Annotated in this window: 32 protein-coding genes and 6 pseudogenes; 8 read left to right on the top strand and 30 right to left on the bottom strand. The window is 61.7% G+C overall.

Translation table 11 applies throughout. From position 1 onward, the window contains the following. The 3 genes and pseudogenes from NVV79_RS00005 to NVV79_RS00015 all read right to left on the bottom strand — a co-directional run. Positions 1-236: pseudogene (locus NVV79_RS00005) on the bottom strand (carbohydrate ABC transporter substrate-binding protein); the annotation flags it as partial. Between the two features lie 347 nt (positions 237-583). Further along, complete coding sequence (locus NVV79_RS00010; protein ID WP_303985009.1) at positions 584-736, bottom strand: hypothetical protein; 153 nt, start codon at positions 734-736, stop codon at positions 584-586. Further along, the gene (locus tag NVV79_RS00015) at positions 733-1,131 is read right to left on the bottom strand and encodes a hypothetical protein (protein ID WP_303985010.1); all 399 of its coding nucleotides are present in this window, start codon (positions 1,129-1,131) and stop codon (positions 733-735) included. The genes NVV79_RS00010 and NVV79_RS00015 overlap by 4 nt, the downstream gene beginning before the upstream one ends. A 516-nt stretch (positions 1,132-1,647) precedes the next feature. Here NVV79_RS00015 and NVV79_RS22435 point away from each other — a divergent pair. The 8 genes and pseudogenes from NVV79_RS22435 to NVV79_RS00035 all read left to right on the top strand — a co-directional run bounded on the left by NVV79_RS22435 (position 1,648) and on the right by NVV79_RS00035 (position 5,550). Then, a complete protein-coding gene (locus tag NVV79_RS22435; RefSeq protein ID WP_369684687.1) occupies positions 1,648-1,866 on the top strand; it encodes a DUF6772 family protein in 219 nt (72 codons plus the stop codon). Positions 1,867-1,877: 11 nt separating this feature from the next. Further along, positions 1,878-2,180 carry a hypothetical protein gene (locus NVV79_RS22440; protein ID WP_369684683.1) on the top strand — a complete coding sequence of 101 codons (303 nt, stop codon included), beginning with the start codon at positions 1,878-1,880 and terminating at the stop codon, positions 2,178-2,180. Between the two features lie 144 nt (positions 2,181-2,324). After that, positions 2,325-2,432 (top strand): DUF6772 family protein, encoded by a 108-nt coding sequence (locus NVV79_RS22445; protein ID WP_369684684.1) that lies wholly within the window; start codon positions 2,325-2,327, stop codon positions 2,430-2,432. Continuing rightward, positions 2,432-2,734, top strand: a complete 303-nt coding sequence (locus tag NVV79_RS22450) for a hypothetical protein (RefSeq protein WP_369684685.1) — start codon at positions 2,432-2,434, stop codon at positions 2,732-2,734. The genes NVV79_RS22445 and NVV79_RS22450 overlap by 1 nt, the downstream gene beginning before the upstream one ends. A 136-nt stretch (positions 2,735-2,870) precedes the next feature. Continuing rightward, a pseudogene (locus tag NVV79_RS22455) lies at positions 2,871-3,101 on the top strand (aldolase/citrate lyase family protein); the annotation flags it as partial. A gap of 112 nt (positions 3,102-3,213) precedes the next feature. Then, positions 3,214-3,489: pseudogene (locus NVV79_RS00025) on the top strand (aldolase/citrate lyase family protein); the annotation flags it as partial. A gap of 79 nt (positions 3,490-3,568) precedes the next feature. Then, a pseudogene (locus NVV79_RS00030) lies at positions 3,569-4,549 on the top strand (aldo/keto reductase); the annotation flags it as partial. A 275-nt stretch (positions 4,550-4,824) separates the two neighbouring features. Beyond that, entirely contained in the window at positions 4,825-5,550 is a 726-nt protein-coding gene (locus tag NVV79_RS00035; protein WP_303985078.1) for a fumarylacetoacetate hydrolase family protein, read from the top strand. A gap of 26 nt (positions 5,551-5,576) precedes the next feature. Here NVV79_RS00035 and NVV79_RS00040 read toward each other — a convergent pair whose 3' ends face one another. From NVV79_RS00040 to NVV79_RS00160, 27 genes and pseudogenes are all read right to left on the bottom strand, one after another. Further along, positions 5,577-5,819, bottom strand: a complete 243-nt coding sequence (locus NVV79_RS00040) for a hypothetical protein (RefSeq protein ID WP_303985014.1) — start codon at positions 5,817-5,819, stop codon at positions 5,577-5,579. Continuing rightward, positions 5,816-6,268 (bottom strand): hypothetical protein, encoded by a 453-nt coding sequence (locus tag NVV79_RS00045; RefSeq protein WP_303985016.1) that lies wholly within the window; start codon positions 6,266-6,268, stop codon positions 5,816-5,818. The genes NVV79_RS00040 and NVV79_RS00045 overlap by 4 nt, the downstream gene beginning before the upstream one ends. Next, positions 6,252-6,407 carry a hypothetical protein gene (locus NVV79_RS00050; RefSeq protein ID WP_303985018.1) on the bottom strand — a complete coding sequence of 52 codons (156 nt, stop codon included), beginning with the start codon at positions 6,405-6,407 and terminating at the stop codon, positions 6,252-6,254. Before NVV79_RS00050 ends, NVV79_RS00045 begins: the two co-directional genes overlap by 17 nt. 24 nt (positions 6,408-6,431) lie before the next feature. Next, positions 6,432-6,806: a hypothetical protein gene (locus NVV79_RS00055; RefSeq protein ID WP_303985020.1), complete on the bottom strand. Its 375-nt coding sequence runs from the start codon at positions 6,804-6,806 to the stop codon at positions 6,432-6,434. A gap of 160 nt (positions 6,807-6,966) precedes the next feature. Then, a complete protein-coding gene (locus tag NVV79_RS00060; RefSeq protein ID WP_303985022.1) occupies positions 6,967-7,230 on the bottom strand; it encodes a LysR family transcriptional regulator in 264 nt (87 codons plus the stop codon). 375 nt (positions 7,231-7,605) lie between these two features. Beyond that, positions 7,606-8,843: pseudogene (locus NVV79_RS00065) on the bottom strand (TRAP transporter large permease). A 151-nt stretch (positions 8,844-8,994) separates the two neighbouring features. Next, complete coding sequence (locus NVV79_RS00070) at positions 8,995-9,375, bottom strand: TRAP transporter small permease (RefSeq protein ID WP_303985024.1); 381 nt, start codon at positions 9,373-9,375, stop codon at positions 8,995-8,997. Next, the gene (locus NVV79_RS00075; RefSeq protein WP_303985026.1) at positions 9,359-10,081 is read right to left on the bottom strand and encodes a hypothetical protein; all 723 of its coding nucleotides are present in this window, start codon (positions 10,079-10,081) and stop codon (positions 9,359-9,361) included. Before NVV79_RS00075 ends, NVV79_RS00070 begins: the two co-directional genes overlap by 17 nt. A 14-nt stretch (positions 10,082-10,095) precedes the next feature. Then, the gene (gene dctP, locus NVV79_RS00080; protein WP_369684688.1) at positions 10,096-10,479 is read right to left on the bottom strand and encodes a TRAP transporter substrate-binding protein DctP; all 384 of its coding nucleotides are present in this window, start codon (positions 10,477-10,479) and stop codon (positions 10,096-10,098) included. A gap of 10 nt (positions 10,480-10,489) precedes the next feature. Beyond that, entirely contained in the window at positions 10,490-10,981 is a 492-nt protein-coding gene (gene dctP / locus NVV79_RS00085) for a TRAP transporter substrate-binding protein DctP (protein WP_303985082.1), read from the bottom strand. A 246-nt stretch (positions 10,982-11,227) separates the two neighbouring features. Next, complete coding sequence (locus tag NVV79_RS00090) at positions 11,228-11,974, bottom strand: hypothetical protein (RefSeq protein ID WP_303985028.1); 747 nt, start codon at positions 11,972-11,974, stop codon at positions 11,228-11,230. Then, positions 11,971-12,258: a hypothetical protein gene (locus NVV79_RS00095; RefSeq protein ID WP_303985030.1), complete on the bottom strand. Its 288-nt coding sequence runs from the start codon at positions 12,256-12,258 to the stop codon at positions 11,971-11,973. Before NVV79_RS00095 ends, NVV79_RS00090 begins: the two co-directional genes overlap by 4 nt. Next, positions 12,236-12,406: a hypothetical protein gene (locus NVV79_RS00100; RefSeq protein ID WP_303985032.1), complete on the bottom strand. Its 171-nt coding sequence runs from the start codon at positions 12,404-12,406 to the stop codon at positions 12,236-12,238. Before NVV79_RS00100 ends, NVV79_RS00095 begins: the two co-directional genes overlap by 23 nt. Positions 12,407-12,537: 131 nt before the next feature. Next, positions 12,538-12,927 carry a fused MFS/spermidine synthase gene (locus NVV79_RS22460; RefSeq protein WP_369684686.1) on the bottom strand — a complete coding sequence of 130 codons (390 nt, stop codon included), beginning with the start codon at positions 12,925-12,927 and terminating at the stop codon, positions 12,538-12,540. A 41-nt stretch (positions 12,928-12,968) separates the two neighbouring features. Next, a complete protein-coding gene (locus tag NVV79_RS00105; RefSeq protein ID WP_303985034.1) occupies positions 12,969-13,850 on the bottom strand; it encodes a hypothetical protein in 882 nt (293 codons plus the stop codon). Positions 13,851-14,070: 220 nt separating this feature from the next. After that, positions 14,071-14,217, bottom strand: coding sequence for a helix-hairpin-helix domain-containing protein (locus tag NVV79_RS22465; protein ID WP_369684689.1), 147 nt, complete (start codon positions 14,215-14,217; stop codon positions 14,071-14,073). A gap of 436 nt (positions 14,218-14,653) precedes the next feature. Continuing rightward, positions 14,654-15,410, bottom strand: a pseudogene (locus NVV79_RS00110) (ABC transporter permease); the annotation flags it as partial. Positions 15,411-15,947: 537 nt separating this feature from the next. Then, positions 15,948-16,166: a hypothetical protein gene (locus NVV79_RS00115; RefSeq protein ID WP_303985036.1), complete on the bottom strand. Its 219-nt coding sequence runs from the start codon at positions 16,164-16,166 to the stop codon at positions 15,948-15,950. A 572-nt stretch (positions 16,167-16,738) separates the two neighbouring features. Further along, positions 16,739-16,972 (bottom strand): hypothetical protein, encoded by a 234-nt coding sequence (locus tag NVV79_RS00120; protein WP_303985038.1) that lies wholly within the window; start codon positions 16,970-16,972, stop codon positions 16,739-16,741. Positions 16,973-17,119: 147 nt separating this feature from the next. Continuing rightward, positions 17,120-17,317, bottom strand: a complete 198-nt coding sequence (locus tag NVV79_RS00125; RefSeq protein WP_303985040.1) for a hypothetical protein — start codon at positions 17,315-17,317, stop codon at positions 17,120-17,122. A 24-nt stretch (positions 17,318-17,341) separates the two neighbouring features. Then, positions 17,342-17,647, bottom strand: a complete 306-nt coding sequence (locus tag NVV79_RS00130; RefSeq protein WP_303985042.1) for a beta-propeller fold lactonase family protein — start codon at positions 17,645-17,647, stop codon at positions 17,342-17,344. A 219-nt stretch (positions 17,648-17,866) separates the two neighbouring features. Continuing rightward, positions 17,867-18,343: an ATP-binding cassette domain-containing protein gene (locus NVV79_RS00135; protein WP_303985044.1), complete on the bottom strand. Its 477-nt coding sequence runs from the start codon at positions 18,341-18,343 to the stop codon at positions 17,867-17,869. A 137-nt stretch (positions 18,344-18,480) separates the two neighbouring features. Continuing rightward, entirely contained in the window at positions 18,481-19,140 is a 660-nt protein-coding gene (locus NVV79_RS00140; protein WP_303985046.1) for a hypothetical protein, read from the bottom strand. Next, positions 19,085-19,585, bottom strand: a complete 501-nt coding sequence (locus tag NVV79_RS00145) for a hypothetical protein (RefSeq protein WP_303985048.1) — start codon at positions 19,583-19,585, stop codon at positions 19,085-19,087. Before NVV79_RS00145 ends, NVV79_RS00140 begins: the two co-directional genes overlap by 56 nt. A 14-nt stretch (positions 19,586-19,599) precedes the next feature. Further along, entirely contained in the window at positions 19,600-20,085 is a 486-nt protein-coding gene (locus NVV79_RS00150) for a hypothetical protein (protein WP_303985050.1), read from the bottom strand. Between the two features lie 265 nt (positions 20,086-20,350). Further along, positions 20,351-21,088: a hypothetical protein gene (locus NVV79_RS00155; protein ID WP_303985052.1), complete on the bottom strand. Its 738-nt coding sequence runs from the start codon at positions 21,086-21,088 to the stop codon at positions 20,351-20,353. After that, positions 21,061-21,348: a hypothetical protein gene (locus NVV79_RS00160; protein WP_303985054.1), complete on the bottom strand. Its 288-nt coding sequence runs from the start codon at positions 21,346-21,348 to the stop codon at positions 21,061-21,063. Before NVV79_RS00160 ends, NVV79_RS00155 begins: the two co-directional genes overlap by 28 nt. Between the last annotated feature and the right edge of the window lie 382 nt (positions 21,349-21,730).

Here is a 21,730-nt window from a genome sequence, read left to right on the forward strand (position 1 = left end):
CGGAACGGCGACCGAGGCATCCCTCGGGCCGATCGCCTCGGCGGCGGCATAGGGAAGTTCTCGATGATGCGCGGATCTTCGTAGGCCGCCGGCCGCACCGGGCCGTTGCCATTGAGCGCGGCACGCACCGTGGCGTCCTTGCCCGACAGTTCGCGGATCCCGTCGTAAGCCAGGTCCTTCTGCGTCGAGTTGGCCGGGATCGCCCACGACCAGAACTCGGTATTGGCCGAAGCCACGCCCGCCTCGTTGGTGGGGAACGGATCACGTCGATCTGGCCCGGATAGAGCGATGCCGCCGGATCGTTGAGGGCCGTGTAGCGAGAGAACGGGTTGATGGCGAAGCGCCACGCCCTTCACGCATGGTGGCGATCAGCCCGTCGAGGCTGTACGTCGTGGCGTTCGGCGGGATTACGCCCTTCTTGTGGAGTTTGCAAGCTCGGTCAGGCCGGCAATCATTTCGGGCGAGTTCGACGCACCGACAGGTCCGGCGCGATGTAGACGGCACCGAAGGCGCTGAGCAGCTGCAGCGCGGTCACGTGCGTTTCGGCCGTGATGATCAGGCCGTGGTCACGCGAGTGCCGTCGTCACGAACGTAAAGTGGCGGCGCGCGCTGCGGCGAGCATTTCGTCGAGCGTGGTCGGCACGGGAACGCCGCGTTCTTCGAGAATCGCGCGATTGAAGAGAAGGGCGTTGGTCGCATGCCGATACGGAATCGCGACGCGCTTGCCATCGATCACGGTGGCCTCGCGCAGGCCCTTCGGAGATGCCCTCGAAGTCCTCGATAGGATTGGCTTCCGATCTGCGGACCCAGCGGCTCGAGCAGACTCGCAACGCTGGGCACCACGCGGGTGTTCAGCACGACGGCCAGATCGACGCTGGTTTCGCCCAGGCTCATTTCACGAAGCAGACGATCGTGCAGAGGTCCGATATCGAGCGTCACCCAGTTGAGGGTGACATTGTTCCGCTCAGCCCACTCGCCCGCAATGTTCTGGGCGTCTGCGAGATCGCCACCGGTGGCGGCGTTCTTGTGGACGTTGTGTGAGATGATGTTGATGGTGCGCGCCTCCTGCGCGGACACGCTTCCCGCAGCAGCGGCGAGAATGACCGCTGTGGCCAGCATCTTGCGTAGCATTGGCATATACCTCCCATGGGTCCGACCTTAGTCGGGCTTTCATATACGGTAGTTACTATCACCCATGTCAAGCTGAAAGTGTTTTTCGAAGGTCGTGAGGACTCGCCTTTCCGCGCCGCCTCCCGACCGCCGCAAAGCAGAACCTGCGGACGCCCGACCTACCAAACTGAGCCCCGTTCGCGCCGCAGGGCTAACAATAACCTTTGGTGGCCGCTGGGATTATCCGCTCAACACAAAAACCGAATCATGGTCGAGGTCGTGCGCGTCAACCGAGCAACAGCCCCGGGTAACCGGGCCTTCCTCCGACAGCCCCACCGCTTGTTGACACCACTAACAAAACCTGCTTTTACATATGACATTCATGCGAGGCCGTTCATGCGGTTCAGTATGCAACGCAAATCCTAGCTGCCGCGCGACGGCTTTCCACAAGGGCCCCAGCTTTCAATGATCAATGCATCGCAGGTCGGGCATCGGCCTGACCTAAACCTCAGTCGTTTCGACCCCCTCCCCCGCATCATGTTTTACGACGATTTCAGCCAGGGCATGTCCGGCTGGACCGAACTGCTGGGCAACTACACCGGCAGCCTTCGCGCGATGCATCCGGGCTACAAGCAGTTCACGCCGCCCGATGCTGAGCAACCTGACGCAGTGGGACGGCGGCACCCACGGTGCCCTCACCGGCTCATATGCGCTCAAGCTCGCCGTCGCGCGCCGGGCGCGGTTCGCAGACCGTGAGCCTCAAGCGCATGACGTTCCCGCGCGCCTGCACGATGCAGCTGGAAGCCTACTTCACCTTCAAGCCGGAAGCGACCCAACTGCAGCTCTCGACAGCGCTGTGCGCTCGTGGGGCGTGGTGCTCGATATCCAGGACAACGAGCACCGCGTGCTGCCGCAGGTGCGCTACCTCAACTCGCTCAACGGCGAGCTGCAGAACAAATGGCAGTACAAGGAGCGCAGCATCGACTTCAAGGATGTCGGCGAGCAGACCGTCACCATCTACCACTATGGCGAGGAGAACTGGCAGGACATCCCGGGCGGTCAGCAGTTGATCTGCTACAACGAGATTCCGACCAAGGTGAACTGGCACTATTTCCGCCTTGGCTTCGACATTCGCACGCTCCGCTACACCGAACTGCAGTGCAACGATCTGGTGCTCGACCTGTCGTCGCCTGGGCACGCTGAAATTCGATGCGATGCCGAACCTGCAGAACCTGTTCAACGTCATCCCGTTTGTGGACAGCGACTCCGACAAGCGCGCCTTCCTCTATTTCGACTCCATCCTGTTGTCGGGAGACTGGTAATGCTGGCGGAAAGCTACACTGCGGTCATCGCGCGCGGAGAAGATTGGTTCGACGGCTCGACCACCGAGCCCTACGAGGCGAGCTGGGCGCGCGAGGCCATCATCGTCGTGCGCACGCTCGAGGCGGGCACGCTGGGCGCCGGTGCCAAGGCACATGTGCAGGTGTCGCTCGATGGCATGCGCTGGGTGGACGAGGGTACGCGCCTCGACATCAAGCCGCAGGTCGATGGCATCAGCATGGCGCGGATCGGCCATTTCGGCCACTATCTGCGCCTGCGGGCGGAGATGCCCGACTGGACATGACCGGCTTCATGCTCGCAACCCTGTCACTCAAGGCGTAGACCCATGCGCGAAGAATCACCTCAAGCAAATCTGGGCAAGCGGCCGGCCGGTGCTCAATGGCTGGCTCGGGGTGCCCTCGTCGCATTCCGCGGAGGTGATGTCACATGTCGGGTTCGACTCGCTGACGGTCGACCTGCAGCACGGCGCTATCGACTATGCCAGCGCGCTCAGCATGCTCACCGCCATCTCGACGACCCCGGTCGTGCCGTTGGCGCGGCCGACATCGCTCGATCCGCCGCAGATCATGAAACTGCTCGATGCCGGCGCTTATGGCGTCGTCTGCCCGATGATCGACACGCCTGAGGACGCGCGCCGGCTGGTCGAGGCCTGCCGCTATCCGCCCCTCGGGCAGCGCAGCTTCGGCCCCACGCGGTCCGCCATGTCGCAGGGCCCGGATTACACGACCGATGGTGCCAATCGCGAGATCGTAGTGTTTGGCGGTGGAGACGCCGCTGAGCCTCTCCAACCTCGACGCGATCCTCGCCACCGAAGGCCTCGATGGCGTTTATGTCGGCCCTTCGGACCTGACACTGTCGATGGGTCTGGGCGCCAATGGCGACAGCACCGATCCACGCTTCATCGATATTCTGCGCCACGTTGTCGAACGCAGCCGTGCCACCGGCCGACATGTGGGCATGCACTGCGCCAATGGTCCGCAGGCAAAACGCATGGTGGAGATGGGCTTCGACTTCGTCACCGTTGGCTCCGATACCGGATTGATGACGGAAGCCGGCCGCAGCCGGCTTGCGCTGGTGCACGATGCAACTGCCGGCGGCAACGACCGGGAGGCGGCTATTGAAAACGCGCAAGCTTGGGGCCGGCCTCGAAGTCTCCGCCATCGGGTTCGGCTGCATGGGGCTGAGCCATTCTTTCGGTCCCGAAACGCCAAGGGCGGACGCGATCGGGGTGATCCGCCGCGCATTGAGCTCGGCGTGACACTGTTCGATACCGCCGTGGTCTACGGCAATAATGAGAGGTGGTCGGCGAAGCCGTGCAGCCCTTCCGCGACAAGGTATCGATCGCCACCAAGTTCGGCCTGACGATCCCCGCACCGGGCGAGCCGCAACTGACCGACAGCCGCCCGGAGGAGATCCGCAAATCCGTGGAGGGCTCGCTCTAGGCGCCTCCAGCACCGATGTCATCGACCTGCTTTATCAGCATCGCGTCGATCCCGGACGTGCCGATAGAGGATGTCGCCGGAACGGTGAAAGACCTGATCGTTGAAGGCAAGGTCAGATATTTCGGTCTCTCAGAGCCGGGCCTGCAGACCATCCGCCGGGCCCATGCGGTGCTGCCGCTGGCCGCGATCGAAAGCGAATATTCGATGTGGTGGCGCGAACCGGAGCAGCAATTGCTGCCACTGCTCGACGAGCTTGGCATCGGTTTCGTCCCCTTCAGTCCGCTGGGCAAGGGCTTCCTCACCGGCACGATCGACGAGACGACGACCTTCGGCAGCGACGATGTGCGCAATATCGTGCCGCGTTTCACCACGGACGCACGCAAGGCCAATCAGGGTCTCATCACGGTGCTCAAGGACATTGCCGGACAGAAGGGTGTCACCCTGGCGCAGGTCGCCCTGGCGTGGCTGCTGGCGCAAAAGCCATGGATCGTGCCGATTCCGGGAACGACGAAGCCGCACCGGCTCGAGGAAAAAATATCGGCGCCGGGGCGGTTGAACTGGATGCGAGCGAACTGGCGCAGATTGCCAATGTCCTCGTCACGACCAGCATTGCAGGCCACCGCTACCCCCCGCATCTGCAGGCGCGCGTGGGGCGGGAAGCGGCCAGCCGCCAGTGGCCATCAGGAGGCCCGCATGAGGCTGGTGACCTATCTTGACGCCGGCACGCCACGCCTCGCGCTGCTCGCCGATGACGAGCTGATCGATCTCGGCGACAGCGATGGCACGCCCGCCGACCTACTCTCCTGCCTCAGCAAGAGCCTACCGATGGCTGCGCTGGCGGCGGCACGTGCCCCCAGGGCAAGCGCCGGCCCTTTGCCGGCACCCGACTGGCACCGGTCATTCCCGGCCCGGCAAGATCGTCTGCCTGGGCATGAACTATCGCGACCATGCTGCCGAAGGCGGACACCCGCCACCCGAATATCCCGCAATTTTCATGCGCGCGGCGACTTCACTTGGCGCAGATGGGGCGACGCTGGCCGTGCCACACAATTCCTGCCAGCTCGACTATGAGGCCGAACTGGCCGTGATCATCGGCACCCGCGGTCACCGCATCGCGCGCACGGCAGCGCTCGATCACGTGTTCGGCTATGCCGTCTTCAACGACATCTCAGTCCGCGACTTCCAGAAGAAGAGCTCGCAGTGGACGATGGGCAAGAATTTCGATGGCACCGGCATCCTAGGCCCCACCCTCGTCACCGCCGAGCGAATGTGCCTCCGCGGCGCCGCGGGCCCGGCGATAACGAGCCGGCTCAATGGCCAGACGATGCAGTCATCCAATACGCGCGAGATGATCTTTGGCGTCGCCGAAGCCATCGCACTCATCTCCGACGTCATGACACTCGAGCCTGGCGACATCATCGCCATGGGCACCCCCGCCGGCGTCGGCTTCGCCCAAACCCCGCCCCGCTGGCTCACCCCAGGCGACGAGATAACCATCGAGATTTCAGGCATGGCACGCAACAGATACACATTTCGTCGCCCGGCTGAACGACAGCGCTTGGATCGTCCTGCTGACTGGCAGACCGGCCGCTTTGGATGGCAAAAAGCCGGGGTCGGTAACCGGACCCCGATTGAGGCTAGTCGAACGATTTGGTAGCGGTAATGTTGAACTCGTAGCCGAGGTCATCGCCCGGGCGGCTGTTGATCTGGCCGGAATTCGGCTTCGAAATCGCCATCCGGGTTCCACTCCAGCGCCAGGCCGCCATAGGTCACACCGACGGGATCGTCGGACTCCTCGTACACGTAGCCGCCGCCCGCTATCAGCGTAATGGTTTCGCCTCGCTTCGAACTCGACTTCGAGAATCGTATCGACGGAGATCGCTGTCGGCCTCCACGAATGCGCGCGAACCCCAGATTGATCGTCACAGCGCCCGAGACTGCCGCCGCCCCCGATGCCGCCAGACCATATTCCTGTTCCGAGGTTGCCTCGCCGGCGACCGCGAGCGTGAAGATGTCGAACTCGGCCTCGGCCGTGCCGAGAATGTTCCACCAGCCATCATTGTTGAAGGCCGCGGCGCCGCGAATGCGATAGTTGTCGAGCGATAGCGTCGCCGCCAGTGAACGGCCCAGTCCTTGACCTGGCCGGCAAGAACCTCATCGGCGAGAAAGGTGACATGCGCATCGATCGCGTCGCCGGAATATTCCAGCACGCCGATGAAGGTGCCCAAGTCGTCGAGGTCTTCCAATGCCGCGGTTACGGTCCAGCTGTCATCGATGTCGTGAACGAGCTGGATGACGTGGCCGCCCGTGTCGATGTCGGTATCCGTCGCATCAGAATTGTAGCCAACACCGCTGGCTTTATCCTCGTTGAACATCTCCTTGGTAGGTAAAAGCGGTGTCGGCGCCGGTTTTCGCGGCGGAAGTGCTCTTGAGGCCAACGCTCAGCACAGTCGTATCGCCGATCGAGATATAGGCCTTGTCCAGCCCCAGTTCGTCGGTCTCGTCATCGGGCACCAAATCCTCAATAACTGTCTCGGATCACCCTCGATGATGATGACACCGCGGACCGGACCGAGAGTCGCTCGGCGCAGTGCCGGTAAAGGTCAAAGAGACGGTCGCAGAACTTTCCCAGTCCAGCGCGCCGTCGCCCATCATGACATCGTAACGACCGGAATAGGACAGGTCGTCCACGACCCTGCGGTCGTCGTCATAGTCGCCCCAGCTGAAGCTGTATTCGGCTTCCCCACTGATCGTCAGGCAGTTGCTGTGCGACGATAGCATCAGTCCGGCCAGCCCAAGGTCGTTGCAGACATCAACCGGTGTCAACACGCCCAGGTCGACGGCATGTGCCGGCCCGGCCGACGCCATTCCCACGACAGCCACCGCCCCAATGGCGGCCATTAACTTCTTCATGCCTCATCCTCCATGAATGCGGCGCGATCCAAGAATGGCCGCGCCTCACATGGAGTATTCTGAGTATTTTATGACATCGAAAGAGACTTGTTGCGCCTATCTATTAATAGCAACAAATCTAATATTTGCATAACTTGGCGACAACGATGCAAGTCAGCCGTTATAATACTTTTGTATTTATAGATTTTCTGGCGTCATCTGCGAGCGCGAGCAAATCTTTTGCCCGGCCGACGAATTTCAACCCATCCGTTGTTAAAGTCACGGGCTGGGTCGCCCTATCGACCACCCGTGCACCGAGCCAGAATTCCAGGGCTTTGATGCGCCGGCTGAACGCCGACTGCGATGAATTGCGTATCCTTGCTCCCTCGGAAAAGCTGCCGGTCTCCACCAGCGCGAGAAAGTCGAGCAACCAACCGTGCTCCATGCAGGCCCTCCCTTCCGCCCAACCGAGGAGATGCGTTCCCTCAGCTGGCTGCGGTGCCAGCGCCAGCCAGCCTGCCCCGCCGCAATCGGCTCACTTGCCCCCGGGCACGCGGTATCGACAGGCTTCATCCTCAGCATTGGTCGCGCGTGCAGGCCGACATTGATGCGACGCGCCACGATCCTGGCTCACATGTGGAGCCATGGGTTTTTATCTGCCTTCGCCACCAGTCAGCAGGAGCGGCACCGATTTGAAATTCGGCTTCATGGGCGCTGTAAAGACGCCTCTACATTTGGCCGCCCTGGATCGACATCAACCCAGGGTTCCCGCAAGCCGAGGTCGGTTTCGGCTAGATTTCGTACCCCAAGATTATGCTCCTCAATGAAAAAACTGCGCAGGTACCGTGACCAGTTGCGGGAACAGCACCAGCAGAAACATGAAAATGAATTGAACCAGCATGAACGGCCATACCCCGGCCGTAACCTCGTCCATGCTGACGTTACCGACCCCAGCAACAGTGTTGAGCACGACGCCAACGGGCGGCGTGATCAGGCCGATGGCACAGTTGATCATGAACAAGACGCCAAAATAGACAGGATCGATCCCGGCCGCCTTGACCACCGGCATCAGGACAGGGATCAGGATCAGGATTGTCGGCGTCAGATCCAGGGCGGTGCCGACAATAATGACCAGCACCATAATGACTATCAGCAGCAGCGTCTGGTTGCCGATCAGGGGATCGAGCAGCACGACCAGTTGCTGGGGAATATTGGCCACGGTGATCAGCCAGGCACTGACCGCGGCCGCCGCGACGAGCAGCATCACCACGGCACTGGTACGCGCCGCATCGGCAAAGGCGGCATACAGCTCGCGCAGCGGCAGTTCGCGATACACGAACATCGAAATGACTATGGAATAGACCGCGGCAACGACGCCCGCCTCGGTAGGCGTGAACACGCCCATCTTGAGGCCTACGATGATGATGACCGGCAGCACCAGGGCAAAGCTGACTCGCGTAGCGCAATCAGCACATCCTTCAATGACTGACGCGGCTGGGGCGCCACATTTTCCCGTCGCGACAACCACCACCATGTGATCCATACGGCAGCCGCCAGCAGGAAGCCGGGGGCGATGCCGGCCATGAAGAGGCGCGAGATGGACATATTGGCCGCCACGCCGAGAACGATAAAGCCGATGCTCGGCGGGATGATCGGCGCGACCGGCTGGAAGCGGCAATCAATCCGGCGGAGCGTGCCGGATCATGGCCAGCGGCCACCATCATGGGCAAGCAGCAGCGCCGCCAGCATGGCCGCGTCAGCAACGGCGGATCCCGACAACGCCGCCATCAGCGTTGCCGCCATAATCGTCACATAACCCAGCCCGCCATGTACGTGGCCGATCAGGGACAGCGCCAGATTGATCAGCCGGCGCGACAGCCCGCCCCGGTTCATGATCTCCCCGGCCAGCATGAAGAAGGGCACTGCCAGCAGCGGATAGCTGTCTGCGCCGTGGATCACGTTCTCTGCGATGATCTGCGCATCGAACATGTTGAGTTGCCACATCATCGCTGCCCCGGAGATCAACAGGGCAAACGCCACGGGAACGCCAATCGCCATCGCGGCCAGCAACGACCCTACAAAGAGTAAAAGTATCAAGACTGGTCCTCCGCGGTCGTGCTAACGGAATATGACCGCGCAGCAGATCGACAATTTGTTCAATGAGCACCACGGCGGCGGACACGCTGAAAACCACGCCCGCTCCATAGAACTAGGCCACCGAAAAGCCGCTTGAAGGCGCGGTCACGTTCCAGTTGAGACGCGTTTGTTCCAGGGCGCCGGCGAAGATCAGCCAGCAGACCCAGAGCATGAAGCCGTTTGCGATAATCAGACATATCTGGCGCGGCCGCGGGCTCAACCGCGATATGACTGTGTCGGTGCCCAGATGGCGGTGCTCGCGAAGCGCGTAAACGCTACCGAGAAAGGTCAGCCACACGAACAGCCAGCGCGACAATTCCTCGGACACCGTAATGCCGGAATTGAAAACATAGCGAAGCACGACATTCCCGAATACGAGCATCACCATCAGACCCAGCAGCAGCACCGCGACAACTTTCAGCAGCCTGCAGTACTGATCAAGAAGTGTGCGCATCTCGCCCTTCCTCCATTTTCTCGGTGGTCGTGGCAACATCACCGGCAGTCACTGCATGGACGAGCTGAAACCGCCCGACGACAGGGGTTTCGGCCGCGCCTTCCGCTACCAGCCGCGATGAGGGCGGCTGACCGTCGAACAGTTGCGGTACCGCCGTTGCGGCATGGCCGGCAACCAGCAGGATCCAGTCCGCTGCCGCGTCGCCGCCGCGGATCTGTTGCTCCCGGGTCGGAGCAGCAGCGGGCGTTTCGGTCTGCAGCAAATGCGCGCCGGTAAATCCGGGAACCTGAGGCACCCTTGCCACCAGATCGACGAGGAAGCGCTTCAACGCGCTCTCCCGTCCCGGTTCGGGAGACATGCGAATAGTGTGCATGACACCGGCGACCCCAAGCCCGTTGCTGGCAAGCACCCGGCACTGGCTGCGGACCATGCCGCGATGCAGCGGCATCATCTCGGTGGACCACGGCGTTGGATCGTTGAGCCGGGTCAGATAGCCCTGCGATGTCAACGTCTCGTAGGTCTGCAGTTCATAGAGCACGAAGAATGCACCGGCTTCGTCGGCCTGCCAGCGCGAGCCGCGATTGAAGCCGGATATGCTGAGCCGTTCCGGGAGATGCTCCTTGGAATGCCATTCGTGGAACTCAGTTCGGTCGTTGTCGGCCACGTTCCACCACATGGCAACGGCGGCATCTCCCAGAAGTGTCATAGTCACATCGACGCTTAGCGCATCGCCTCGAGTTCAGCACGCGCCGCGTCCATGACGTCTGCTCCGATATCCGCCGCGAACTTGTCAACGACCGGTGCCACCGCCTCGCGCATGCGAGCCACTTCTTCCGGTGCGAGTTCGTTCACTTCCATCTGTTGACCGAGCTGCTCGATTGCCGAGATTTCCTGCTCCTGCACCAGGTCACGACCGAACAGCTTGGCCTCTTCCGCGGCCTCGGCGATGACGGCCTGCTCCTCGGCGGATAGCTGGGCCCAGGTAGCCTCGCTCATCAGGAAAGGCATGCCGGTATAAATATGCCGGGTCAGAGAGAGGTAATCCTGCACTTCTTCGAACTTAGCCGACTGGATGACAGCCAGCGGATTGTCCTGACCGTCGATGGCCCTGGATTCAAGCGCTCCATAGACCCTCGCCGAACGTCATCGGCACCGGATTGGCGCCGAGCTGGGTAAACAGGTCGATGTAGATCGGCGACGCGATAACCCGCAGCTTCAGGCCCTGGAAATCCTCCAGCTTGGCGACCGGACCGCGATTGTTGGTCATGTTGCGGAAGCCAAGGTCCCAGATGCCCAGACCATGGATGCCGTCGTCCGCAAGCCCATCCATGAGCTCGGTGCCGACGGGACCATCGCTGAGTGCGTAGGCCTCTGCGGAGTTGTTGAACATGAACGGCAGGTCGAAAACCTGGAAACGCGGATCGATGCCGGCCAGGAGGCTCGTCGCCATGATGGTGAAATCGAGCGTACCGCCGCGCACTGCACTGAGATTCTGCTGGTCGCTGCCGAGAACGGCATTTGCATAGAGCGACACCTTCAAGGCGCCCTCGCTCTTGGTTTCCACCAGTTCGGCAAACTTCTGGCCTGCGACACCGAGCGGGTGGATCGGAGGTAAGGCTCATGGCAAACCGGAGTTCACGCGCTGCATCCTGGGGCAAAGCTCCGGCCGTCGAAGCCGCGAATGCGCCTCCCAGCATCAGGGCGCACGCAATCCTTCGAGTGATCTTATTCATCAACAGCTCCTCCTTGTTGGCGGCCAGGACCACCTTGCTGATGGCGCGAGAATAACCGATTCAAAACTCACCGTCTACATATTTTTTATATCATTCAATTTTTGAACATCTTTCATATTTTACTGCGAACGACGTCGGTGCCCCCCCGAGGCTCGATAACGGGCAGAGGTTGGCGTGCGGGGAAATGCGCCGTTCCTGCGTCTGACAGGGCTTTCAAATGCGCACGCCTCGCAGGTCATGCCGATCTTGGTAGCCGGCAAGCGCGATTGTCCGACCGGTTTCGAGCGGGAGGGTTCGGTGGAAACCAGGGCAGCAACCCGGCCGCTGCCGGACCGGGTCGTGAATGGCGAACGCGTCTTTATTCCGCTGGCGCAGCAGATGTTCGTGCCAAGGCCATGGCGGCCGCGGCGCGAGCCATATCGCCCCGCTGCCAGTAACTCTGGGCGAGTGCCGCCCAGTGCCCCGGCTCCATTGCTACCGAATCCGTGGGGAAGGCGGGCATGGCGCAGCAGAAGGTTGAAATTTTCTGCCCTTGTCATGGCATGCAGGCTTTTGGGCGCCGAATATTCAATGATCATGTTGTCATCTGTATTGACGGGAATTTCGTCGCCCATGGCGAGAATATCCCGGCCATCCAGCAGAAACAGCGACAGCAGATCGAGGCCCGAACGGGTCCGGATCGCCCCCAGCTCCTCGGCCAATGCCGGTTCGCCGAAGAGGTCGTGCGCGTTTTCGAGCGTCGGGTCCAATGGATTCTCCGAACCAATCAGCACCAGGTCGCCATAATCGACGGCCGCATAGATAAGAACGGAGGGGTAAACCTCGCGAAACGTCCGCAAAAGCGTCTGCAGATCCAGACTGCTCATGCCGTAAACCGAATCCACTGCGACCACACCCCACCCGGTTTCAGGCGTGACTTGCCCAGTTCGAGAAACTCCCGGGTAAACAGGCTGGCAACGCCGGCAATCCAGGGATTGGAAGGCTCGCTGACGACAAGGTCATAACTGCCCCGGCCGGCCAGAAGGAGATGGTTGCGGGCATCATTGTGGACCACCTGGGTACGGGGGTCCGACAATACATCGCGGTTCCATGCACTGAAAAATTGCGCGGCACGCTCGACTGCCGGCTCAAGCTCGACCACTTCCAGCACTGGAGAGCGGGCACCGGGAGACGGCTCCCGCGGTGATGCCCGAGGCCAGCCCGACGATCAGAATGTCCTCCGGCTCATGCACGAACTGCATGGGCAGCAGGGACAACAGGGTCTGCGTGCGCATGTCGTTGGTGGTGGAAGCGTCCACCTTGCCATCGACGGCGAGCCACAGGTCCGGCCCCTTCTTTATGCCGCGCCACGGTGACGACGCTCGACAGCCCCTCCTCATAATAAGCGAGCTCGTAGGGAGCCAAGCTATAGTCGAGAATACCCTGTCGGCTATGGTCTTTGAACGCGATCACATACTGATACATGCCCGAGGTCATCAACATGGGGTCCCGTGGCGGGCGATGGGTCAGAAACAGCAGGGCAAGTCCTGCCAGGGCCGCGAAAGGCAGGGGGATCCAGGCGCGCTTCCAGCCTTCCCAGCGCGGGCAATAACAGCACCGCTCCCGCGACCAATCCCGCAACGGCAGCAACTGCTATCGTGCCCTGTATTCCCAGATTGGGCAGCAGCACAAATCCGGCAACGAAGGCACCCGCGGCGCCCCCAAGCGAATTCGCTCCGTAAAGAGCGCCTACCGGACCGCCCAGCTTCTTGTCGTGCCCCACAACGGCGCGCACAGCGACCGGGAAATGCATGCCCATGAGGATCGCCGGAGGCGTCATGATCCAGACCGGCGAGAAGCAGCGACAGCCACCAAAGCGCTTCAGGTTGCCCGGCGGCGCCGGCCCAGTCGAAGAGCCAGACCTACCAGAAGGGCAGTTCGGGATAGAGATACATCATCGCGTAGCACACGAGCGCAATGCCAATTTCGATTGCCGCGAATGCGTAGAGTACCCCTGCCTGCCCTCCTGCTTTGTAGAAGTCTGTCGGCAAGCGACCCGCCCAGCTTGCTGCCCAGGCCAATCCCTATGAGGAAGGCCAGCAGCATCACCGAGAAGATGTAGGTCGAGCCGCCCAGCATCAGCCCCAGCAGACGCGCCCAGGTCACTTCGTAGATCAGAGCCGCAAAGCCGGCCAGCGCTATAGCGATCGACACCACGACAAGAGCCGGGGTCAAGGGCGTCGAGGCCCGGGTCATCCTCGATCTCGACCGCGCCTGTATGGCTTCGGTTCGCCCAGCGATCCAGAACCTGGGCAGCCACACCAAGAACGAGGTCGCCGAAGCGGCGATGATCGTCGTGCTGAACCGTCCGGCCCGGGGCAGTAGCAGAAACCCGCAAAACCAGGTGCCGGCCACGGCGCCAAAGGTATTGACGGCATAGAGCGTCCCGATGCGACTGCCGGCAGCGCCGAGGCGCCGGGTGGCAAATCGGGCGAGCAGTGGGAGCGTGGCGCCCATGGCAGCGGTCGGCAGAAGCAGCGCAATTGCGACGAGCAGAAACTGGATCAGACCGAATGTCAGCGGTCCCGGCTCCATCGCACGCCAGATGGAGAGGTAAGCCGGTTTCAGGACCGACACCAATAGAGGAAAGATCAGCGCATAGAGGCTAATGCCGATCTCCAGAATTCCATAGAACGCCAAGGGGCGAGCCAGCCGATCGGCGTAGCGCGCCATGACGAAAGCGCCGGCGGCAAGGCCAAACATGAAACCGCAAGCACTGTGGAAATGGCGAAGGTCGAGGTACCGAACACCAGTCGTAGTTCGCGCACCCAAAGCGTCTGGTAGCCCAGCGCCGTGGCGCCGGACAGGAAAAAAGCGGCAACAGGAGGCCAGCCGCTTGCGCCCGGCGCCGCCGCGCCACATCATCGTTCATCAGGCCTCCTGTCTGAATTCAGACCCCGCGGGCAGAGCCGGGTGCCGAAGCTCAGTTGAACAGGATGACGCCGGCCTGAACGTCCAACATTGCCGGATCTATGCCCGGCACGGCCTTGAGGCTGTCGAGGTCTTCAAATGGGCCGTTCGCGTCGCGATACGCGATCACCTTGTCCGCATCGTCCGCGGGCAGCCCCATCACGGCGGTCAGTTCTTTCGGCCTCGGCCCGGTTGATCCATACCGAGCCCCAGCTTCTCTTGAGATACATCCGGATCAAATCCAGTTGCTCGTCGGTCGCATCGGCCCCGCGACCAACCATGTCCCTGACCGTGCTGTCCCATTGCTGCGCGGTGAGGCGCTGGCCTTCGAAAATGACATCAACCGAATGACAGGCTGAGCAGACGTCGTTGAACGTCTGCTCAGCCTGTTGCAGGTCCTGACCCATTGCGCCGGGGATGACCCCGAACAGGCCGGCCAGCACGACGCAATATCCTGCTCGTTGAGAAAATGGATTGGCATAAAAACGCTTGGTCATCAAAAAATCCTCACTTCTGGAATTACGCCCGTTCTGCTTAGTTCTGGCTCGCATAATTGCCGCGCTGGGGCTCATAACCCCATGCCGCGACAGCGAAAAAAACAACACGAGCATGCCCGCGACAATGGCGAGCGAGATCGTGTTCAGCTGCCCGTAGAGAGCAAAGCGCACCAGTTCCACCACATGGGTGAAAGGGTTGAACCGTGACAGCTGGATAAACAAGTTCCGCACCGGCCTCCTGGAGCCGCCACAGGGGGTAGAGGGCGCTGGAGAAGAAAAAACATCGGGAAAATGATGAAGTTCATCGTGCCGGCAAAATTCTCGAGCTGCCGCACGTAGACAGACAACATCAGCCCGAGCGCACCCAGCATCATGCTGCCCAGCAACAGGGCCGGAAACGCATAGAGCAATCCGGGCCACCAGGGCAATTTGACCGAAAACAGTGCGCAAAGTGCCAGGAAACTATACGCCTGCAGCAGGGACAGCAGCGTGCCGGCCACAAGCTTGCAGAACAGCAGATAGCTGCGTGGCAGGGGTGCGGTCAGCAGCAGCCGCATCATTCCCATTTCACGGTCATAGACCATGGCCAGGGAGGATTGCATCCCGTTGAACAGCAGCACCATGCCCAGCAGGCCCGGCGCAATATAGACCTGATACTCGATATGGTTTCGTAGGGTGGCAAGACCGCCACGCCGAAAATATTGCGAAATACTGCCGCGAAGACCAGCAGCCAGAGCGCCGGACGCACCAAGGGCCGACTTACCGTGCGCCCACGCTGGTGCCAGAACTTGATGAACTCTCTCCAGCACACCGCGCCAAGCGCCTGCACTGCATGGCTGAGCCGACCTGAGTAAATGTCCTCCGGGTCATTCTTCCATTGCCACTACATTGGCTTTCGCTGCTGTCGAAACCCAGCGTATCGAGGTAATTCTCCTCGTGCAGGAAGCCCTCAAGTGGCGTGCGGGTCACCACCAGTTGCCCGAGCTGAGCAGGAGAGGCTGGCGCAGCTGATTGTTCCAGGACCGAAAGCCAGGCGAAAGCCTTGAAGCTGTCGAGAACCATTTCGCTGCTTTGAATGTAGGTATTGCCTGCTGAAAATCGGTCGAGTCGCTGCGCACCATGGCTTCCACAATCGCCTTGCCGCCATCCGGCGCCGCTCAGTCATATCCGGTAGCATGGCGCGCCGAGGCGTCCTCAGCGCTTGTTCAACTGTGCTGCCCCATGGCTGGCCCAGGCCCAGTGCCAGTCCTGGGCCACGAGGCCCCTCCACTGCCGACAACGGGACGCGGCAGTTGCGTCGTAGTAGGGTAATAGCTGGGCGAACTCGCCAGTAAGTGTCGGCCACGTAGACGATGTCGTAACTGGCGCTGCCGCTGACCAACCCAGGGGTTGTTCAGCCTCTCTGGCGCGGGTCGTTGCCCATGACAAAGTTGCGTTCTTCGTCAATATTCAGCCCGAAGAGCTGCGCGGACGCTCGGCGCCAGGATTCGGCCAGTTTCCGATCGGCCTCCTGCGGACCGACCAGTACGAGTACGTTCCGCCATTGCCGGGAGACCAGATACTGCGCCAATGCGTCGTTGCGCATGGCGTAACTGGCCAACACATGGAACATGGGCTGGGTACCTGCTGACGCAGCAGGTCCTCCGGCGCCGATATGTTGAACAGGGCAATACCGGTGTCCCGGGTTTCGCGGGCAAGTCTTCATCAGTTCTGCAGGCAGGTCGAGCAGAAACAGCTCAACGCCACTGGCATGCATGGATTGGATGACACTGAGCGCAGAGGCCGTGGTCCTGGACGCTCTGCCGATCCAGGCTGAACTCTGCGCCGATGGCCATTGCCGGAAAGCGGGATTCCTCCAGCGCAACTTCTGCCCGACAAAGGGGGCCCCCCAGGGCTGTCCCTGAAATTCTAGTCGAGGTATGGAGCGCTGTATCGAGGATCCTCGGCCAGCTCCAGATAGCTATTTGTGACCACCCAGGGCTGCCCCCCAAAAAGCAGCAGACTGAAACAGCCCCAGGAGCAGCAATATGCGGAGCACGCGCATCATCAGGGGCCCCCGCTGTCCATCACCACGCTGTGCGGCACGCGCCCTACGGAAAGCGACTTGGTCACTTCAAAGGGCCTCGGTGTCGATCACACCGAGGTCATCGGAAAACCCGTTGGTGACAAAACAGCCGCGTCCCGTCATTGGATAGTCCGACGCCCCAGGCCCGGCGGCCGACCTGGATATTTCTCGACCTCCAGGGACTGGCTGTCGACAACGGCAACATGGTTGGCACGGCCCATGGTGACGTAGACGCGATCACGGGCCTCATCGAACAGGATGCCTACCGGGGTCACATCCTCCGGCCTGAAACCCTGCGGCTCGAATACCAGAGTGTTCCGGATTTCGTCGGTTTCGGTGTCGATCAGGCTCACCGTCCACGCCCAGCTCACTGGTAACCCAGAGTGTGCTGCCATCGGGCGACAGGGCAAAACGGCGCGGGCGGTTGTCTACAAGGATGTTGGCCACCAGCTTGTAGGTGGACAGATCCACCTTGTGCACCATGTTGGCAACCTCGGACGTCACCCATGCAACGCTGTCATCAGGGGCAACGAGAACCCTTCCGGCTCATAGCCCACGTCAACCACGGCCAGAAACTCGCGCGTTTCCACATCGATGACGCTCAGAACGGCATCATCCTCGTTGGACACAAAGACGCGCTTGCCGTCGCTGGAAAGATCGAAAATCTCCGGGGTCGGGCCCGATATAGATGCTGTCAACGACCTCCAGGTCGGCAACGCTGATCACACATCCAGGCGGCTGTCGTCGCCGCAGGCGACATAAAGCAATTCCTGATCCGGCGAGAATGCCAACCAACGCGGCCGCGCGGCCGTGGGAATGTCGGTGACCTTTTCCAGTGTCTCGCCGTCGAGCACGGTAACGGTATTGCTGACCTCGTTGGAGACAAAGACATAGCCGGTTCCGGCAGCCTGTGCCTGCTGGATCGAGCTGATCGCCAACAGACATCCCATTATATAACCCAGCGCTTTCATGCGTCCTCCTCCGATACCGGCCTTGTTCCTGTAAGCTGCAGAAAAAGCGGTGGCCATCGTGTCCGCTCCATTTTGCTGGCAGAGCGCTTCGGGTGTGTGTGCTCTGCGATAAGTCGTCCGTGATGCAGGACGAATACGCGATGCGCCTGCTCGGCCTCGTCGACCAAATGGGTCGCCCACAGCACCGCGGTTCCCTGCTCGCTGCAGAGCTGGCGCACATAGTCGAGCAGCGCTTTGCGCGCGACGCCGGGTCTAGGCCGACCGTGGGTTCATCCATCAGCAGCAAAGCGGGCCTTGCGAAGGCAGCAGCGCACGGGCCAGTTCCACCTTGCGCCTGTTGCCGCCCGAAAGTTTCCTGACCGGGTCATCCGCATGGTCGAGCAGACCGATGCGCGCGAGTTCCTCGTCGATGCGGGGATCGGCCATCCGACCCATTCCGTGCATCCGCGCATGAAAGCGCAAATTCTGGCGCACGCTCAGATCCAGATCCATCGTGGGCTGTTGGAAGACCACGCCCAGACGCGCCAGCGCCCTGACTGCCTGCCTGGCCATATTGTAGCCATCGATGACGATCTGGCCCCGATCCGGCGCAAACAGGCCGGTCAGGAGTTGGAAGAGCGTCGTCTTGCCGGCACCATTGCGACCCAGAAGCACGCCGAACTGACCCGGCCGCAACACCAGGGAGAGATCGTCCAGCGCGCGAAATGCGCCGTAGCTTTTGGACACTGATTGCAGCTGCAACAGGTTGGTCATCGCGATGGTTTCTTCTGATCGACCCTCGCCAGGCGAAGGCGCATGTGGAAAGAAAGAGTGGCGGACATGGTCCGGGCCACTCGAGACCACCTAGACGGAGATGCCGCTACCCGACTGGTCAAGCGCAGCCCGAATGGTCAGGACATCGCGCTTGATGGCGCCCAGCACCATTCTGGGGGAAGCTCCAGCTCGGTTTTGCCGCGATTGGCGCCTCCGAGCGGATAGCCGTACTCGGCCTGCAGGTCCATCAGGCCCGTGTAACCGATCTCTTTGAGAACTTCGCCGTAGCGGAAGAAATCGACCCAGCCGGTGCCGAGCGCGACATCCTCGTAGCTCCAGCCCATGCCGCGGGCGAAATGGCTGCCCGCCAGGGCAGGCGCATCTTGTCGAGCGGATTCTCGGCTGCACGTGCCGTCTGACCGAGAGGACGCTGCTCTTCGATGACCGCGGATTCCGAGGAAAGGCCCTTCGGGGCCGGGAAAACCGCCACCCTCGACAGTCAGCCCCCCGTCATCCTGCACCGGCTTCCCGGTCCTTCCAGCTACTGGCCGAGATATAGGGCGCCGCCGTGCGGAAAGCGTTTCCCACATGGCGCCATGATTGGACATGTGGCCGGTGTCCCAGTGCATGCCGACATATTGCGGGTCGAAGTCATTGAAGACATACAACAGGTCCCAGACCGCACTGCCGACCGAGGATGCGCCCGAGCGGGTATGGTACTGGATCGTGGCGCCGTATTTCTCATTGAGAGCCACAAACTGCTCCACCTTGCGCTTGATCGCGTCGAGCTGGGGCATGATGGGGCTGGCTGAAGTCGTAGCGATCGGTGCCCAGCCAGTAATGGGTGATGCCAAGATCGCTCATGGTGCCGACCAGACGCTCGACATCCTCGTCCACTTCGGTCTGTCCGCCACCGCGGATCTGCCGCACCTCTATGCCTTCTTCACGCAGGGCGTTGACGAAGAGCGGAAGTTCGGTCGTCACATCAACCAGCTGGACGTGAGCATCGCCGTCGCTCACGGTCAGCATCAGGCTGCTCAAGGTGAGCTCCCGGCAGGCTGACGCAATCTCGGCCGGCTCACGCAGCCAGTGAAGATAGCGCGAATAGGCGTCCATGCCGGAGAATTGCGGCCTCGGAAGGTCGCTCGTGGCGGGAGCGGTCCGAGCAAACGCCCGGCTCGAGAGAACACTGGCCATCAGTGCCGCGACGACACCGGAATTGATGAAGTTTCGCCTGTCCATTATTTCTCTCCCCCTCAGGAAGCTTGTATGCAATGAGCTTCGCCATGCCCGGTGCGCGTTCCGGAATGGGTAGTGGTGAACCCGGCCTCCCCGCCACCGACAACGGCCACCACATATTGATCGCCGTCACCGCCGAGATAGGTCAGGGGCGTGGCCAGCGCATTGATGCCGACATCGGTCGTCCAAGCTCTTCGCCGCTGCTGGCGTCGAAGGCCCGGAACTGGCGTCCGTGGCCGCACCGATGAAGACGAGCCCACCGGCGGTGGTGATCGGAGCGCCAGCCGCTGTTGCGGTGCCGGTTCCGGTAATGCCGCGGGCGGCCAGTTCTTCATATTCGCCAACGGGAACCCGCCAGACGATATGCCCGTCTGGGCGCTGACCGCGACCAGTTCGCCCCAATGTGGCTCCTGGCAGGGATACCCTTCCGGCCCCACGTAGAACGAGGTCGGGATCTTGGACTTGCCGAAGGACGGCATGTTGTCGTCGATGCGACCCTGCAATTGCGCGATGACGCCAGCGTCGCGGGTGTTGATGAAAATGAGGTCGAGGTCGGGGGGGGGGGATTTGCCGCCACGCCACCCCAGTTACCGCCACCTTCCGAGCCCGGGAAGACGAGGCTCGGTACCATGCCATAGGGCGTTTGCGGGCCCATCTGGGCGGACCGGTCGTAGAGGTCGGTGCAATATTGCGTATGCTCTTCGGAGATTCCCGTGAACACTTCGTCGCGGTCCATGGAGACGCGCGAGATCGGCGGCGGATTGATCGTCATCCACTGCTCGGGCGGGCTTCATCGAAAGGCGCATCGGTGGGCGGAGTGGGAACCTTCTCCGTCTCGAAAATGGGTTCGCCCGTCAGCCGGTCGAGGAATGGCGCGGCAGCCCCTGCTTGGTCATCTGGGCGACAGCCGGCACGAAGCTCTCCGTCGCTGTTATAGGCTTCGGTGAGCGTGGGAGCCGAACCGGTATCGAGGTCGATAATGTCGTGGGCGGCATGCTGGAAATACCACACCAGTTCGCCCGTCGATGCCTTGAGCGCCACGAGAGAGCCGGCGCTTGAGTTTTGCTCCGGGGCGATGGCCCCCGTAGTTCTGGTCGGTCGCATTGCCCATGGGGATGAGGACGAGGTCGTTTTCCTCATTGACGGTTGCACCCACCCATACGCCGGGTCCGCGCCTGTCCTGCCAGCCATCCGCGCCCCAGTCGCCGAAGTTCTCGTCGCCCAGGATGCGGCACGGCGTCCGAGCGCCACACCTCTTCCGCCGGTCAGCAGATCGAAGGCCCGCGGATCGCCCGGGATGCCGTAGCGCCCCTGCTCGCCGGTGCGCCCGGCTTGATGGCGGGATTCGTTGTAGATCGAAGGAGGCATCCGAACCTCCGGGGGGTCACCCACCTCAAACTTGTCCATGACGCCTTCGGACAGGTTGACGACGCCTGCCGGGCCGGAAATGACCGCACCGGTCGCCGCGTCGAGCTGGATCAGAAAGCCAGTATTGGTCCCCGCCACGATGCGCGGCGCCTGATCGTCCGTCCCGGCCAGTAGGAAATGCCTCCGGTTATCGGCGGCAGTTTCCAGGGCACGCCGGGAAGCTGCCGCATGTCGGTTGCCCAAAGTTCCTCGCCAGTTTCAGCGCTGATCGCGGCGATGATCCGCGTGAGATCCTTGGTGAAGTACATGACGTTGTCGATCATGATCGGCGTGGCATTGTAGCCACGACGCCCCGGCTCGGGGCCTAGATCATATTCCGCTACCTCGAGCCCCGACATTCTCGGGCGTAATCTGCGTCAGGGGCGAGTATTTGGCGTTGCCCAGGCCACCCGGCCATGGCCAGTCAGTGGCTTCCTGCGCTCGGGCTCCTGGCACAGTAGCGGCGCTACTGCCGGAGGCCCGGGCAATATTCGTCAAAATCCCCCATTATGCAATCTCCTCCAAAAAATCAGCGCCCCAAGGACCCGAGCCTTGCTCGCGTCGATGGATTTATTTCGGTAGCCCGCAAGGTCGAGCAGGCGCAGCAGCAAGCATGCGGTGCGAGATCGTCGTCACCATCTCCTCTCGGTGACTACAGAAATAAGGCCGGCCCACCGGCGTCGCTGACCGTAAACATCTGGCGGCCCATGTCAAATAATAAATTGAAGTCTTTCAATTTTT

The organism is Devosia ginsengisoli (genome assembly GCF_024707105.1).
Taxonomy (GTDB): Bacteria; Pseudomonadota; Alphaproteobacteria; order Rhizobiales; family Devosiaceae; genus Devosia; species Devosia ginsengisoli_A.